The sequence below is a fragment of the Marinobacter lipolyticus SM19 genome (assembly GCF_000397065.2).
GTDB classification, from domain to species: domain Bacteria; phylum Pseudomonadota; class Gammaproteobacteria; order Pseudomonadales; family Oleiphilaceae; genus Marinobacter; species Marinobacter lipolyticus.
Genome location: NZ_KE007317.1, coordinates 497,956 through 513,699, shown reverse-complemented (window position 1 = coordinate 513,699; position 15,744 = coordinate 497,956). Strand labels below are relative to the sequence as shown.

The window sequence follows — 15,744 nt, the reverse complement described above, 5'->3', positions numbered from 1 at the left end:
GAATGAAGCAAGGACTTGTAGAGAGGATTCAAAATGTCACGGAAGTACTCCCTTGCAGGGTTTGCCCTGCTCCTGGCTGCAGTAGCGCTAGCTGCTGGTTGTGCCGGCCCATCTCCCTCCTCCCCGGAGAAGATCCAGCGCGCCTTGCGCCTTAATACCTCTACCGGCGTAGACGAGTATGTACTCGGACCGACTGACGTGGTGCAGGTTTCAGTCTGGAGAAACGAGGATCTGAGCATTTCCGTTCCAGTCCGACCTGACGGCATGATTTCCGTGCCTCTTGTTGGCGACGTCCGGGCTGCTGGCCGGACACCGGCTAATCTTGCTGAGGTAATCGAGAGAAGCCTCGCACAGTATATCCGGGAACCACAAGTCAGCATCGTTGTGACGTCTATGGGCAGTCATGAATACAGCGATCGCGTGCGGGTGACCGGGGCCGTGCAGCAACCTTCCTCTGTTCCCCATCGCGCAGGTATGACGGTGCTTGACGTTGTTCTTGGAGCGGGTGGCGCTACCCCGTTTGCGGCACTGAACAAATCCATGCTGTACCGAAAGATGAACGGTGAGGTGGTCGCAATCCCCATTCGGCTTGAGGATATTCTCAACAATGGCGATGTCGAAACCAATTATGCGATACGCCCCGGGGATATTCTCAGTGTTCCAGAGCGGAGTTTTTGAGTTCCAGTTGCTAGATCTATTGTGAGTTTGTCGCTATGGCTTTACCTCTATCACAGGTACCCGTTGAGATCCTGAGGGAAGTGCGGGCGAGAAAATGGCTCGCTCTCCTGCTTTTTATCGTGGTCAGTTTTGGTGTGCTGGCAGCGGGTTTTCTCTGGCCCTACAAATACCAGTCAGAAACCATCATCTTTATTGATGACCGAAATATTATTCGCCCCCTGATGGAAGGTAGTGCGGTAGCTACTGAAATCAATGATCGCGCGTCTGCGGCGAAGGAGTTGCTCTGGAGCCGAAGTGTGATGGAACAGGTGGCGCTCGATAAGTCCATTTTCGGTGATGGGGCTGCAGACCTGGAGCGTTCACAACTTGAAGAACGAATTGGTGCATTGCGTAGTAATCTCTCCGTGCGCCCCCGAGGAGATAGCTACTTTGCCATTACCTACGAGTCTGAGTCCCCGATGAAGGCCTTCCAGATTGCCCAACGAATGGGGCAGTTGTTTATTGAAGAAACCAGCGAGCGCAAGCGTGCAGAAAGCCGTAACGCCTATGAGTTTATCAATAAGCAGGTCAAGAGCTATGAAAACCAGTTGGCGGAGGTTGAAGAGCAGCTCAAGCAGTTCTTGTCGGAAAACGTAGATGGGACTGAGAGCGAAGCTAACAACCGGATGGCCAACCTGAGAAACCAGCTTGAACTAGCGGAACTGGAGCGTGCGGAGCTGCAAACCCGGGCACGGTCGCTGTTAAATGAGCTAAACCGTGTGAACCCTACCGTTCGCGAAGGGCGGACCGTGGATGCTTATCAATCCAGGATCAATTCCCTTGAGGAAAAACTGGACAACCTTCGCCTGCAGTATCACGACAGTTATCCGGATATTGTCATTCTCAGGGAGCAATTGAGGGAATTACGCAGCCAGCGTGCCAGGGCATTGGCCAGTCAGGATAGTGAGGCACTTCCGGCAACCGGAGAGGTAGTATCCAATCCGGTCTATCAGGAAATCCAGTCCGAACTTTCGAGAACCAGGGCAAACATCCAGACCATTAATACCCGGATACGCTCGTTTGAGCAGTTGCTTGCCGAGCAGTCCAGGCGAATGGAGAGAATCCAGGAGAACAAGGCCCAGTATTCCGATCTCACCCGCGATATGGAAGTGAACAAGCAGATCTATGATGACCTGCTGAAGCGTCGGGAAAAGGCGCGTGTTTCCATGCATCTGGATGTAGAGGGGCAGGGCCTGAACTACAGAATCAACGAGAAGGCACAATTCCCGCTGGGAACGTCGGGCCCCAAATTCTCGACGTTTGCAGCGGCGGGTTTGTTCCTTGGATTGCTCGCACCGTTTGGTCTTGCAGCGGGGCTTCTGCAGATTGATCCCAGGGTGCGCACAAGATACCAACTAGAAGACGACAACGATTTACCGGTTCTGGTCGAACTTCCGCATGTGAGTACCCCGTTCGAGCAACGTCGTGACCGTAGGGGCACTATACTTGTGGGCGGCTGCGCAATCGTTGCTGTAGTCGCCTATGTCGCTATTGTCGTTGCTTCATTAATAGGAGTCATCGGATGACCGATCATAAGAATAAAATAGACGATCCTCCGAAAGGCACAGAGGCTTCGCCCACTGCCACCAATAAGAGCACCGGTGAAACACAGGGTGATGAGAGTTATTGGCTGAAAAAAAAGAATGAGTTGAACGGAGAAGGTGTCCCGTATTCCGAGTGGGATGACTCGAGGATGTTGGTCCCCAGTTCTCTGGAACTGGGGCCGGGCGCTGTTGACCGTTATGTCATCAGTAAGCAGATTGTGCGAATGCAGGAACCGCGCAGGCTTACTCGTGATGACATGGACGAGCGTCGCATTATTTATCCCGAATCGAAAAACCAGCGAATGGTAAACCGGTTCCGTGATTTGCGCACCCGATTACTGGAAACATCCGGAGGAAACAACTTCACAATGGTTGTTACCGGCGCCTCGGCGGGGGCTGGTTGCTCGTTTGTAGCGCTGAATCTTGCCGCTGCTTTTGCGTTCGATCAATCCAAAACGGCACTGATTATAGACTGTAATCTCAGAGAGCCCTCTCTGAACACAACCCTGGACATCCAGCCGGAATTCGGTCTGACGGATTTCCTTGATGATTCTGACTATGACATCGCACGGATTCTTTACCCAACGGGTATTCCCAGACTTCGCCTTATTCCAGCAGGAAGCCAACGGGAAATTCCGGCGGAGTTTTTTACCTCTTTTCGAATGAAGCAATTTCTCCAGGCAGTAAGACGACGTTACCCGGATCGTTTTATTATCCTGGACACCGCTCCCATCACCGAGTCACCCGATGCCCGTATTCTGGCGGAGTTGTGTGATTACGCTATGTTAGTGGTACCCCATGGTCGGGTTACACCGGATTTGGTGGAGCAGGCTGCGACAGCCTTTAATTCCGAAAAGTTTGTTGGAGCAGTCATTAATGGTTAACCGGAAAAGCGCAAGAGTTGTCTGCCCGTTTAGCGGGTTGTTGAGCAGTATCCTGGTGCTCACCCCTTTGTCACTTCAGGCTGCGCCAGCAGGGGTTACCGGTGAGGTGAACTCCAGGTATACCGACAATGCCGGTCAAACCAGCACCAACGAGGAATCTGATATTGAATCCCGGGTTTACCTCGGTGTCCGGCATACATCGGACCCCGGACAATGTAATTCGGACCTGGGCGCAAGGCTTGGTTATGGCTATTGGCTGGATGATACGTTCGATCCAGAAATCTATGCCAATCTGGATTTCGCCGGTGACTGCCGCATTGTTGACGGCCTGGTGTGGCAGGTCACTGATAATATGAGAGATATTGCCCAGGACAGCCGTGGTAATAATAACCCGAATAACCTAACCCGAAAGAACGTTTTTCGAACCGGGCCAGTATGGACCTTGAGGCTTAGCCCTGTTGACCAGATTTCGTTCGCTGCTGAGTATGAGAATACAGAGTTCAGTGAACCAGAGGAAAGAGACGGGGAACGTTATATAGGCACAATCGCGTTCAAGCATTTCTTCAGCGCCTCTTTCTACGGAGGTGTCACGGCGTCCCGGGATGAAGGGGAACTTGATACTGAAGAAGAAATTGATCGGGATACATTGAGTCTGACATTCGGCAAGGAGTGGGCGGCAACCAGCCTGAAAGGGTCTGCGGGGGGCAGTGAGATTGAAACCACCCTGAATAACACTACCCGCAGCACCGACGGATTTGTGGGAAATCTGGAAGTCATCCGTCAGGTAAATCCGACCACTGAAATGTCCCTTGAAGCCAGCCGGGAACTGACAGACGCAACCTCAGACTTTGACATCCGTTTTGGGGAGTTTGTGTTCCGCCAGGAGCAAACCGGTGCAGTGGAAGTCTCAGCGGTACGTTTCCGGGCGACCAAGGAGTTCAGTGCGGGCTCTACCTTCGCGTTGACTGCGTTTGCCAGCCGATCAGACTACATCGACCTCGGCACGGAGGAGGAAAGTTCTGGGTTTAACGCGACCTACCGCCGGCCCGTGACTGCCCAGGTCAGTGCAACGCTCGGGGGAGGATATAACTACCTGACGTACAGTGATGATGATACCGCGGATGTGTTATTTCGCGTCAATGCGGGGCTTGATTATCAGCTCAGTCGCAAGCTGAGTCTTTTGAGCAGGGTTGGGCATGATCAGCGTGATAGTAAAGTCCCAGTGCGGGAATTCAGGGAAAACTGGGTTTCAATCGGGTTGAATTATCAGTTCCTCTAGAGCGGGAAAGCTCAGGATTCGACAGGCAGGGATAAACGCCATGAAACCATCGATCACGAATGCCCTCACAGTTGATGTTGAGGACTACTTCCAGGTTGCGGCACTGGCGGAAGCGGTAAGTCGCGACGATTGGGCTTCCATGGAGTACCGCGTCGACAACAACACCGATCGCTTGTTGGCACTTTTTGACCACCGTAACGTCAGGGCAACTTTTTTTACCCTTGGTTGGGTTGCAGAGCGTTCTCCGGCGTTGGTTCGACGGATAAGGGACGCTGGCCACGAAATAGCCAGCCATGGTTACAGCCACCAGCTTATCTATAACCAATCGCCAGAGGTTTTTCGGGAAGAAACACGAAAATCAAAACAGATTCTGGAAGACATCATCGGGGAATCTGTCACAGGTTATCGAGCAGCTAGCTACTCCATTACAGCCCGATCCCGGTGGGCCCTGGATATTCTGTGTGAAGAAGGATTCACATGGGACTCCTCCATATTCCCTGTCCACCATGATCGCTATGGCATGCCCGGGACGCCATACGGACCTTACCTGCTTGAGGCCCCTAATGGTGGAACGCTCACAGAGTTCCCTTTATCTACCTGCCCGATCGGACAATACCGGTTGCCCATCGCGGGTGGCGGCTATTTCCGTCTCTACCCTTATTGGTTAAGCCGTTGGGGGCTCGGGAGAATCAACAGGGCAGGGCAGCCGTTTATTTTTTACCTGCACCCATGGGAAATTGATACGGAACAGCCGCGGTTGAAAGTCAAAGCCTTGTCTCGTTTCCGGCACTATAACAATCTTGATAAGTGCATGAGCCGTTTAGAGGGGTTACTTGGGGATTTCCGCTTTGGTTCTGTATCGGATGCCCTTTCAGGCGTCCATATATCCCCAAAGGCTGTGGCCGTTTAAGCGCTGTTTTTAAGGATAGTGAAATGGCAATGGAAGTACCTACCACCAGCCTGGAAAGCTCCAAAGCCCGGCTAGAACAGCTCAAAAGCATAAAGGGTCGACTCAGTCGCCAGGTGGGAAATGCTCGCAAGTGCGGAGAGAGCCCGGAAAACCTGATTACGGATTTGCGACAGGTATCTGCTGAAATCAAAAAACTCAGCAAGCAGCTCAAAAAACAGCTTAATGAATGCCAGGCTCCTGAGAAGTGGACGCCTTCACCCATCGAAATACCTCCCGCTATTGTTGATAAACAGGTCAGTGGTCCCGTCCGGGTTGAAGCTTGCACTGATGCTATGAAATCAGCTGCCGATGCCTATGTTGACCATCACGCCGGCGCTTCGATATGGCATAGACCTGTAATATCGGATTTTATTGAAAACACCTACGGCCACAGAACCCGCTACCTATGCGCGTTGGATGGTAATGCGCAAGTGGTGGGCGTGTTGCCGGTTATTCAACTCCGTAGTCGCTTCTTTGGTAACTTTCTCGTTTCCATGCCCTACTTTAACTACGGTGGCGTGTTGGCTGACAACGGGGATGTCGCCAACATGCTGATAAACGCCGCCGACCAATGGCGGGAAACTCTTGATAGCGAGCATCTGGAAATGCGGCTCGGTCGGGATTACGGTTTGGGGCTGCCCCAGAAAACAGACAAAGTTACCTTCTGGCTACCTTTGCCGGATGACACCGAGCAATTGTGGGGAAGCTTTCAACCAAAACTCCGCTCCCAAATCCGTCGGGGTGAACGGGAAATGACAGGGTTCGCTATCGGAGGCCCGGAGTTACTGGGCGAATTCTACCGGGTGTTCTCGGAGAACATGCGTGACCTGGGAACGCCTGTGTATGGCCGGGAGTTTTTTCAGAACCTGCTAAACAGCCTGAAGGGACACGCTTGGCTGGTGATTGCGCGAATTGATGGTCAGGCAGCCGGTTGCGCCTTCCTGACCAGTTATCGAGGCAGGATGGAAGTGCCCTGGGCGTCTACGTTGCGCCGGTATAACCACTCAGCCATCAACATGGTTATGTATTGGAGAATGCTGGAATATGCCATCCAGCAGAATTGTGACGTATTTGATTTCGGGCGTTGTAGTCGGGATGCCGGCACCTACCGTTTCAAACAGCAGTGGGGAGCACAACCGCTTAAACTGTACTGGGATTATGTGTTGCCCCAAGGAAAGAGCCTTCCGGCACTGAATCCGGACAACCCCAAGTTCAAGTTGCTGATCGCCGCCTGGCAGCGGTTACCGGTTTGGGTTGCCAACCTGATTGGTCCCCATGTTGTTAAGGTATTACCATAATGAGTCTTTTCCAGACGAAAGCCTGGCAAAGCGCCTGGTGGGAAACCTGGGGACAGCAAAAACAATTCCGGCTTATTCGCGAGTGGGACGGTGAAGTTTCCGGGTTGTATGAATCCAGATACCGTTGGAAAGGCCTGCTGCCGATCCGTTCACTGCAATTTGTCGGAACCAGCCATAGGGAGCTTAGAACGCCCAGAACCGAATATAACAGGTTTTTCGGTGATGACCTCAGTGGAGCATCGTTAATCGTTGCGATGGAACAGATATTGGAGGGGTACCCCTGGACAGAAGTAGTCTTCAGTGATTTGCTCTGTGGGTCAGAGGAATTATCTGCGCTGGTAACGATTGCCGCCACTCATCGCTGGGCATTTCGAATTAACGCATCGGATGATGGTTATGCTGTTACAACGACGGGGAGCTTCAAGGATTACCTTGCATCGCTGGGCGTGAATAGCCGGCTGCGCCTCTATAATCGCAGGAAACTTCTGGAATCCCTGGGGGAAGTGCATCTGGAGAACCTATGGCCGGGCAACCCGGAACTCTTTTTTCAGACACTGAATCGATTTCATAGAGTGAGGTGGGATAAAAACTGCGTTGCAGAAAAGAGCCTGGAATTTCATATGAAGTTCCTTTCAAGGATAGAGGAAGAAGAGGGAGAACCACTTCTATCAGTTCTGCAAAGCAACGGTAAAGTAGTGTCGGTTCTGTACAACGTTCGTTATTGCGGAGTGGTTTATAATATACAGGCGGGGTTTGAAGAAAATTTCCATAAGAAGCTGTCACTCGGATCGCTTCACTTGGGATATGCCATTGAGGAAGCTTTCCGTTGCCCTGTTACCCGAAGGTTCGATTTCCTCGCGGGAGAAGGTAAAAACGAGAATTATAAATCAAGATTTGCGACTGAAAGCTACCAGTTTATATCCGTGATGCTGGTAAAAAGTGTACTCTTCAGAGCCCTTTATTGGATGAGAGGGTAAGAAAAGCATGACAGGGACCGCCGGGAAAACCATTCTCCATCTTATTGATACCACCGGACCGGGTGGAGCAGAAACTGTTTTCATCAGTTTATTGAACAAACTGGAGGAAACGGAGTTTCGGAATGTTGTGGTATTGCGTGGAGAAGGCTGGGTGGCCGACCAGGTACGCAGCCTCGGTATTACTCCCCATACCATCGACTCCAAAGGCAGCTTTAACCTCGGGTACATCAGAACCTTGAGGCATATTCTCAAGAGCGAGCAGGTGGACCTGATTCACGCGCATCTCCTCGGGTCTAACGTCTATGGCGCACTGCTTGCACTCCTATGCCGAACCCCCATGATAGCCACGTTTCATGGGGCGGTGGACGTCGCTGCTGGCGAAAGGTTTCTTCGTGCAAAGTTTTCCATCATAGGCTGGGGGGCATCATCCATTGTCTGCGTTTCCAGACGGCTGCAGGATGAACTCGCGGATCGCAGCCCTTTACCGAAACATAAGCTAAAACTGATCTACAATGGTGTTAATCCGGAGCGATTCAGTCGTGGTTCGACCACGGCTTTGAGGGCTGAGCTGGGGCTGCCCAGGGACGCGACGCTTGTGGTTTCAGTCGGTAATATCCGTCCGGCCAAGGGGTACGAGTATCTCGTTGATGCGGCAGTGAAAATGGCAGAGGTGGATACAAATACACACTTTGTTGTGGTAGGCCATCAGCGGGAAGTGTTGTTCGATAAACTGAAAGCCCGGATTGCTGCGGCCCCCCGGCAGCCAAACATTCACTGGCTCGGGTTTCGAAAGGATGTGGCCGATGTCCTCAAGCAGGCTGACATTTTTCTTTTACCGTCGGTATCGGAGGGCTTCTCCATCTCCACTGTGGAGGCCATGATGGCGGGCGTGCCAGTGATTGCAACGCGGAGCGGCGGGCCAGAAGAGATCATCGTGGATGGAGAGACCGGTCTTCTCATTCCAATAAAGGACCCTGATGCAATTGTGACTGCAATACTGAATCTTAAAAGAACTGTCTTGCAAAAGGAGGTTACGGAGAGAGCCCGTAAAGCAGCTTATGACCGGTTTAGTCTGGCGACTATGCTTCAGGCCTACTTCGGGCTCTACCAGAGTTTAACGACGCGTTAAGCTGTCAGTATCGGCAGCAAGAGGGAACTCTTCGACATTTCCGATCAGGGAGGCGGGATGGTGAAGTCTGTTCTGGTTAAGTTGGCAAACCTTTTGGGTGAAACCGGTCTGTACCGTTTTCTCTGCCCGGAACGTTTGCCTGTTTTTATGCTTCACCGGGTCATGGAAGGTAAATCCGACCTCGCGGGCGCACTGCCTGCGGATACTTTGCGGAGCTATTTAGATTACCTTGCCAGCCGCGATTATCACGTGCTCTCGATGGATGATCTATGGCGGGTGCTCGACGAGGGGGATGAGATCCCGTCCAAGTCAGTTATGTTCACCATTGATGACGGTTTTTATGATCATCACGATGTGGCTGCCAGCGTATTTGACGAGTTTCGTTTCCCCTTGAACTTCTTTGTTATTACCGGCTTGTTGGATCGGGAACTCTGGCCCTGGGACGACCAGATCACCTACGCACTCCATCATACGGGTATCCGTCACGCCGATATCCGGCTTCCCTCTGGCGAGATGTATTCAGTCAACCTGTCGGCCGATACCGTGAGACAGAAGGCCCGAGAAGTCAGAAATGCCCTGAAATCCGAACACCAGGAACATATTTATGACTGGCTCAGGACAGAGCTGTACAAAAAGCTGGGCGTTGAGTTCCCTACCGACATACCTCCAGAGTATCGACCGATGTCCTGGGACGAAGCGAGGTCCTTACGCGCAAGGGGGCATGGTGTTTACCCTCATACCTGTTCACACCGGATTCTTGCAACGCTTTCTACGCAAGAAAAGCATCATGAGATTAATGAATCCCTCAGACGAACCAAAAGCGAACTGGGGTATCTGCCAGATGTATTTGCCTACCCAACGGGACGTCTTTCAGATTACGACAGTGTAGATATAGAGGAACTCAAAAAAGCAGGGTTCAAAATGGCGTTCAATACGGTTTCCGATTATGTCCGGCGCGGGCAGGACCACTACGAGCTTGCGCGATTTTCTCTGCCAGGGAATACGGACAAATTCCTGCAAATCGTCAATCGATTCGAAGCACTGAATGATTGGAGAACCCATCATTCCCCATTGCCAGTCAGTTCTTTTCCATCCCGTTGAGTGAACGTCAACGCCTGAGCGCAAGTATGTATTGCTTCAGTTCGAACCAGAACGGTCTGAGGTCATGCCATCGGTTAACTTCATGTCGGGTTCTTGGGCCTGGTGTCATAAAGCGCAGGATTTCTATGAGTTTCTCGGTCATCGAGTAGGTAGAGGCTGGCGCCTTCAGCACAAGGTACAGCCTGTCCAGATCACCCAGCAGCCAGCGCATTCGCCGATGCTGCCAGCCCGTTTGAGGAACCGATTTTCCGATACTGATTAAGTAAAGCAACCAGGGGAAATCGATACCGGAATCGATAGCCAGCTGTAATGACCCCCAGAACCTGGGATTTACTTCCATCAGATAGCCAGTGCCATCCGCAGCCACCCGAAACTCGACCATAGCCACACCATGCCATCGGACGGATCGAAGAAGCTTATCCGCAGAATCCTTGAGCTGTTGATTTACAGGAGCCGATTCGCTCAACACGCTCACGCCACCACCGGGTGGTTTTTCCCTGAGCCTTTTGTGGGCGAAGTAACACACCGGTTCGCCATGATCAAACAAGGCGAAGATACCTTGGCCACTTCCCTCTATGAACGACTGCAGGGTGAATGGGAAATCAAAGTAGGGGTATTTCGCCAAAACGGCTTTTGCTTCTTCCCTGGACCGGACAACCGACACTTGTGTTGACAGAATGGAATCCTGCTGCAAAATTTTAGACTTATAAGGCTTTAAAACCAGCGGGTAGCTATCAATGTTATCCAGCGCCTTTAACCCATCATCGAGGGAGAGACAGAATATTGTCTCAGGTACGGGTACATTCAGCTCCTTTGCCAGCTTGAACAACTCATTCTTGTTCGCGAACTGCTCAACAGTCTGGCCATCGGGGAAGGGGAGGATCACCTGTTCAGGAAGCTCATCACGATACCGTAAGAGGACATAAGTAGTGGCTTCAGTGATGGGAAGGAGAAAGGAAATTCCAAGCTCCAGAATTTGTTGCCGGAGCTCCTCAAAAAACAACCTGGGAGAGCTGAAGGGATCTGGATAGGTAAGGGTGGTTCTGCAGAATCGGGAAACACCGGCAAGAGACGCTTCTGAACTTTCGCCAACTGCGACCCAGAGGCCTTTGGATCCGAGAGATCGCACTGCTGCGAGTGATGCACGCTGGTTTCCGTCCAGCACCAGAATTCTGGGTTCCATGGGTGGCAACATCCTGCGCCTGTCGCAACTTTAATAATGGTGACTCGATTATCGTGCATAACCAGAGTAAATTCTATCGCAGTGATCTAGAATCACAAGAGCGTATTGCCTGAGGAGTAATGGAAGAATGCCTCGGGAGCGTGACCACTCACCCAGATGAGAGGCACATGGCATGACAGATGGCACCAAAATTGATCAGGGTGGACATTGCCAGTAATAGGGAGATTATTCTTTGAACCGGTTGGTATATGAGCGGTTTGGATCAAAAAATGGATTTGTCCGATTTCTCGGCCACTCGTTTCTGGCGCAAATTGGAGCCTATCGGCGATTTTCCAATGTGATGCCGGAGAACTTTCAGCGGCTGGTTTTCATCTGTAGTGGAAATATTTGCCGCAGCCCTTTGGCAGAGGTGTACGCCCGTAGCCTTGGCAAACAAGCCGCTTCCTGTGGGTTAAATTGTGGTGACGGTTTTCCTGCGGATCCCAGAGCAATCCAGTTTGCCAGAGCGCATGGGCTCACGCTCGATAGACATAGAACTGTGAATGTACGTAATTTCGAATTCCGGGACACTGATTTCATTGTTGTTATGGAACCATCCCATATATCTTCCTTCCGTGGGAAAGTGGACCGCAATTTCCCCGTCCTACTTGCAGGTAGTTATTGCAGGACCCCCATTCCCTATATTCATGACCCATTCAATTGTTGTGATGAGTTTTTCACTCGTTGCGAAGGTAAGGTGATGGAAGCCGTTCGGGGGATTTGTGGTTAGATATAGAAAAGATTTTTCAATCCAGACATTCTACCATTTAAATATCTCCAGTATGTGGCGTTACTTCAGGTCGGAAACGCTTGCCTTTTGGATGATTTGTTTTTATTTTTTTCTTGAATACGTACGTCCACAATCCATATATCCGATACTAGATTTTCTTCCTTGGGCACAGATAGCGCTATTAGGGGCGTTGTTTGGGTGCTTCATGGACAAAAGCGTACGCTGGGTTGCAGCGAAATTTAACGTTTGGTTGGTTTTGTTTTTTTCTCTAATATTAATTTCAAGCATTTTTGCGTACTCTCCATCGATTTCTTATAACAATTTAGAGAATTTTTATAGCTGGCTGATAATTTATTTTTTGATAATAAATATTGTAAATACAGAAAAAAGGTTGTTTATATTTCTTTGTATATTCTTTATTGCAAGCTTTAAGCTATCCCTGTCGTTATCGATTACTTGGGCACAGCGTGGCTTTTCTTTCACAGGCTGGGGCCTGATGGGGCCGCCCGGCTTCTTCCAAAATTCTGGCGAACTGTCTATACAGATGCTTGTTTTCTGGCCTATGGCATGGGCTTTTTTTAAAGGATTAAAATCCAATCTTAACAAAATACAATATTTCATTCTGCTCTTAATGCCTGTGACGGCTATTATGGTTATTCTAGGTGCAAGTTCCCGGGGGGCCCAGTTGGCGTTGTTGGTACAATTGATACTGTTAAATGCATCCTCTATATTCAGACCAAAGATTATCGTGTCGTGTATTATTGCGTTCACCATTCTTTGGACGCTTCTTCCACAGGAACAAAAAGATAGATTCCAGATTGCTGGTGATGACCAAACATCGATACAAAGGCTGCTTTATTGGGAAAACGGCGTGGAGATGTTAAATGACCATCCAGGGTTAGGGGTCGGTTATTTTAATTACATACCTTATTATGAAAGGTTCTACAGAGAAGATATCCTATACGGTAGAGCGCAACTGCCCCACAATATATTTGTCCAGGTTGGTGCTGATCTTGGTTATCCGGCATTGATAATTTACGTGATCCTTATTTTATATGCTGCGTATAAAACCTACTATATCCGAAAATTAACGTTGCATGAAGAAAAGTATGAGTTTATCGGAAATATAGTGAGGTATCTCAATATCTCACTAATCGGTTTTGTTGTTGCGGGCCAGTTTGTGTCTGTTGTGTATTATCCGTTCCTGTGGATTCATTTGGCATTTTTGGTGTGTTGTCAAAATATAGTTTCCAAGTCGAATAATATAAATGAGAAAAAGTCACTAAGGGTACCCCTGAAGTTTAAGCCGAAAACTAGCAGGGTTTAATTTAATATTTTAGTTGTGTGATTTTTTGGACTTCAGATTTTTTATTTGGCGAAGTATGATGCTTTTGTTGTTTTCTTCTCTCTGCAAGATTTCGGATCTCAGTGCTTCAGCCTCTTTTTTTAACTGTTTATGATTAGCTGCCATTATTTTTATCGCATTCGATATTCCGATGCTTGTATTGTCGCAAAATACTGCGCCCTTTGAAAAATAATGTTTTTGAACGTCTGTGTTGGATAGTATAATCGGCTTTTCCGCCGAAATGCTCTCATAAGCGCCGCAAACCATGCAGTCGGAGCGGTCTGTTAAATCTATACAGAAGTCCGATGTGTATAAATGATGAAAAAAGTCTTTTTCATCAATAAATCCCAAAAGCTTTATATTATCCTGAAGGGTTTTTGGGATTTCATCCTTAACTTTACGATAATTCCCGGAAAAATAGAAATCAATATCTTGTTTAAAATTCGAGGCAGCTTCCAATAGGTTGAGGAATGGCTCGTCCATACTCCAGGATGTTATGCAGAGAACCTTTAATTTATTATGATTAGCAAACCCTGCTTCAAAGTTCAGGCATGTGCTGAGTTGGGGTAATGGGTCTGGTAGAACAATGGGAGTGCCACCTATGCTGTATACATAACTTGCGAGGTGTGAGTTGGTCACAATCACAGCATCTGCCTTTTTTATTATAAATTTATTTATTTTTGTAATTAAACTATTTCCGTTTTCGGGTCCATGAATCCCAGAGTTATGCGCATCAACAATAACAGTTGTGCGAGATAGTGATTTAAGGAATATAGCCAAAACCCCAAGAACTACAGAAGGATTTTGAACAAAAAGGAAGCGAGGGCGTTTTTTAAAGAATATGGATACGGTTTTTAGCGAGCATATGAAATACCGATAAATTCTTGTTGATCTTGAGTGATCGATTTCAAAGAGGGGGATGTCTAGATACGAACTGGCAGACCTGTTGCGCGTCTGTCGTTCCCAGGTGATCCAAACGCTCTGGTCCTTCAGGTTGTCTTCCATTTTTGATCCTTATTATCAATAGATGAAGCTGAGAAATCTCGTCAAAGTCCCTCTATTCTTGAAGTGGATTTCCCGCAGCATAATCCAGGCCACGTACAACGAGAGAATGCGAAACGTTTCGATATTTACTAATCTGTTGATTCTAAGAGGCCTGTTCTATTGGTCATAATTTTAGTTTCCATTCGTGAGTACCAAAAGGTCATGGATAGATGGTTTGCTGCTGATGGTTTTCATTATAGCGGATCCTGTTTTGCATTGGCTATGGAATATAGGTGTGATGACCTGGCAGCATCTCGGAAACTCTAATCAACGTCTTAAAACTTCACTCAGGAACCTCAGGTTATCGTTCTTCCTGCTAACTACTAATTTCTATAAAGATCTATTTGGCAATACAATCAGAAGCCTACTGAATGTCGAAGGTGTGAGGCCGAAATTTACCGCTCGCATTGTAGAATTATCATGTATAATGACAAGGTAACATCCATCCGCTGTTTTTGGATCAGGCGCGTACTTCAAGTCCGTCAGCGTGGAGATTGCTTTATGAAACCCTCAGCCATTGCTGTTCGCTCTGCACTCCTTGTCCTTTTGTTGTTTGCCTCATCTTCTGCTGTGTCCTGGACGCGATCGTTGACCTTCGAAAATGGCTCGGTCGGAGCGAAGACCCAGAGCAGTAGTAGCGAGGATTTCGATGATGCCGCAGGTGGAACCTATTTTACGGATGAACAGATCCTGTCAGGGAATTTAGCGGCCAAACTGACGGTGACAGCAGGGGATACCGCGTTTGGGAGATGGGGTGGCATCATTAACTTCCCGGAAGTTCTAAAGAAGGGTGATGAAATCTGGTTCCGTGTTAACACGTTTTTCCCCGACGGGTTCAACTGGGATTCAACCAGCAGTGGCAATCTGCTCAAATTCCTTCGGGTTCATGTTCAGACCAGTAGCGGTGCAAATTCCGGGTACAATGACTGGTACCTTACCCCCGAAGCGACCACTATTCCCCACCAATTCATATACGAGGGACAGCAACAGTGGTTCCGGTTTGGTGCGGCTTCAGATGAGATTCAGAGGGGCAGGTGGGAAACCTACGAAATGTACATTAAGCTGGACAACATTCCAGTTGACCAGGGAGGAACAGCCAGGGTCAGAGTCTGGAAAGATGGAAGGCTCTTGAGTGAGATCACCGGCGCAGAAACGTTGAACAGTGCTACGGATACCTCCGACCGGGCACATCTCTTTACTTATTGGAACGGCGGAGCTCCAAAAACTCAACACATGTATGTAGACGATATTGTCGTAACATCAGACACTCCGGCTAACCGCGACGCTAATGGCAATCCTATGGTCGGTACTTCTACCAGTAGCGGTTCCGGATCAGATTCAACCAGTCGCCCGGCGCCACCGGTGTTGAATGTGGATTAAGTTTAAATACTAGAAGGTACTGCATAGTAAACAGGTATTATTGTTCTTATTGCCGTGTTTAAGGCCGAATTTATTTGATGCTTACCGTCCAAAATAGAACACTTTAAAAGCCAATAGTCATACAACTAATCGGGCGCTATATCAG

Annotated in this window: 14 protein-coding genes; 12 read left to right on the top strand and 2 right to left on the bottom strand. The window is 49.1% G+C overall.

Annotated features, from left to right (window positions below; translation table 11 throughout):
- Positions 1-33 precede the first annotated feature (33 nt).
- The 9 genes from MARLIPOL_RS08680 to MARLIPOL_RS08640 are packed head-to-tail and all read left to right on the top strand — an operon-like array spanning position 34 to position 9,878.
- The gene (locus MARLIPOL_RS08680) at positions 34-678 is read left to right on the top strand and encodes an XrtA/PEP-CTERM system exopolysaccharide export protein (protein ID WP_012137684.1); all 645 of its coding nucleotides are present in this window, start codon (positions 34-36) and stop codon (positions 676-678) included.
- Positions 679-713: 35 nt separating this feature from the next.
- Positions 714-2,243 (top strand): XrtA system polysaccharide chain length determinant, encoded by a 1,530-nt coding sequence (locus MARLIPOL_RS08675; RefSeq protein ID WP_036190995.1) that lies wholly within the window; start codon positions 714-716, stop codon positions 2,241-2,243.
- On the top strand, positions 2,240-3,145 hold the full coding sequence (locus MARLIPOL_RS08670) for a P-loop NTPase family protein (protein WP_012137682.1): 906 nt from the start codon (positions 2,240-2,242) through the stop codon (positions 3,143-3,145). Before MARLIPOL_RS08675 ends, MARLIPOL_RS08670 begins: the two co-directional genes overlap by 4 nt.
- On the top strand, positions 3,138-4,424 hold the full coding sequence (locus MARLIPOL_RS08665) for an outer membrane beta-barrel protein (RefSeq protein WP_012137681.1): 1,287 nt from the start codon (positions 3,138-3,140) through the stop codon (positions 4,422-4,424). The genes MARLIPOL_RS08670 and MARLIPOL_RS08665 overlap by 8 nt, the downstream gene beginning before the upstream one ends.
- A gap of 40 nt (positions 4,425-4,464) precedes the next feature.
- Positions 4,465-5,334, top strand: coding sequence for an XrtA system polysaccharide deacetylase (locus MARLIPOL_RS08660; RefSeq protein WP_012137680.1), 870 nt, complete (start codon positions 4,465-4,467; stop codon positions 5,332-5,334).
- A gap of 23 nt (positions 5,335-5,357) precedes the next feature.
- Positions 5,358-6,671 (top strand): FemAB family XrtA/PEP-CTERM system-associated protein, encoded by a 1,314-nt coding sequence (locus tag MARLIPOL_RS08655; protein ID WP_012137679.1) that lies wholly within the window; start codon positions 5,358-5,360, stop codon positions 6,669-6,671.
- A complete protein-coding gene (locus tag MARLIPOL_RS08650; protein WP_012137678.1) occupies positions 6,671-7,648 on the top strand; it encodes a GNAT family N-acetyltransferase in 978 nt (325 codons plus the stop codon). Before MARLIPOL_RS08655 ends, MARLIPOL_RS08650 begins: the two co-directional genes overlap by 1 nt.
- Before the next feature lie 7 nt (positions 7,649-7,655).
- Positions 7,656-8,777, top strand: coding sequence for a glycosyltransferase family 4 protein (locus MARLIPOL_RS08645; protein ID WP_012137677.1), 1,122 nt, complete (start codon positions 7,656-7,658; stop codon positions 8,775-8,777).
- Positions 8,778-8,834: 57 nt separating this feature from the next.
- A complete protein-coding gene (locus MARLIPOL_RS08640; RefSeq protein ID WP_012137676.1) occupies positions 8,835-9,878 on the top strand; it encodes a polysaccharide deacetylase family protein in 1,044 nt (347 codons plus the stop codon).
- Positions 9,879-9,885: 7 nt separating this feature from the next.
- Here the strand turns inward: MARLIPOL_RS08640 and MARLIPOL_RS08635 are convergent, their stop codons facing one another.
- Entirely contained in the window at positions 9,886-11,061 is a 1,176-nt protein-coding gene (locus MARLIPOL_RS08635) for a carboxylate--amine ligase (RefSeq protein ID WP_012137675.1), read from the bottom strand.
- A gap of 340 nt (positions 11,062-11,401) precedes the next feature.
- On the opposite strand from MARLIPOL_RS08635, the gene MARLIPOL_RS18985 reads away from it, so the two are divergent.
- Both MARLIPOL_RS18985 and MARLIPOL_RS08630 read left to right on the top strand, forming a co-directional pair.
- Positions 11,402-11,830 (top strand): arsenate-mycothiol transferase ArsC, encoded by a 429-nt coding sequence (locus MARLIPOL_RS18985; RefSeq protein WP_012137674.1) that lies wholly within the window; start codon positions 11,402-11,404, stop codon positions 11,828-11,830.
- A gap of 205 nt (positions 11,831-12,035) precedes the next feature.
- Positions 12,036-13,157 carry an O-antigen ligase family protein gene (locus MARLIPOL_RS08630; RefSeq protein WP_186008477.1) on the top strand — a complete coding sequence of 374 codons (1,122 nt, stop codon included), beginning with the start codon at positions 12,036-12,038 and terminating at the stop codon, positions 13,155-13,157.
- A 9-nt stretch (positions 13,158-13,166) separates the two neighbouring features.
- Here MARLIPOL_RS08630 and MARLIPOL_RS08625 read toward each other — a convergent pair whose 3' ends face one another.
- Complete coding sequence (locus tag MARLIPOL_RS08625) at positions 13,167-14,180, bottom strand: glycosyltransferase family protein (RefSeq protein ID WP_012137672.1); 1,014 nt, start codon at positions 14,178-14,180, stop codon at positions 13,167-13,169.
- Between the two features lie 540 nt (positions 14,181-14,720).
- On the opposite strand from MARLIPOL_RS08625, the gene MARLIPOL_RS08620 reads away from it, so the two are divergent.
- Positions 14,721-15,599 carry a hypothetical protein gene (locus MARLIPOL_RS08620; RefSeq protein WP_012137671.1) on the top strand — a complete coding sequence of 293 codons (879 nt, stop codon included), beginning with the start codon at positions 14,721-14,723 and terminating at the stop codon, positions 15,597-15,599.
- Positions 15,600-15,744 lie beyond the last annotated feature (145 nt).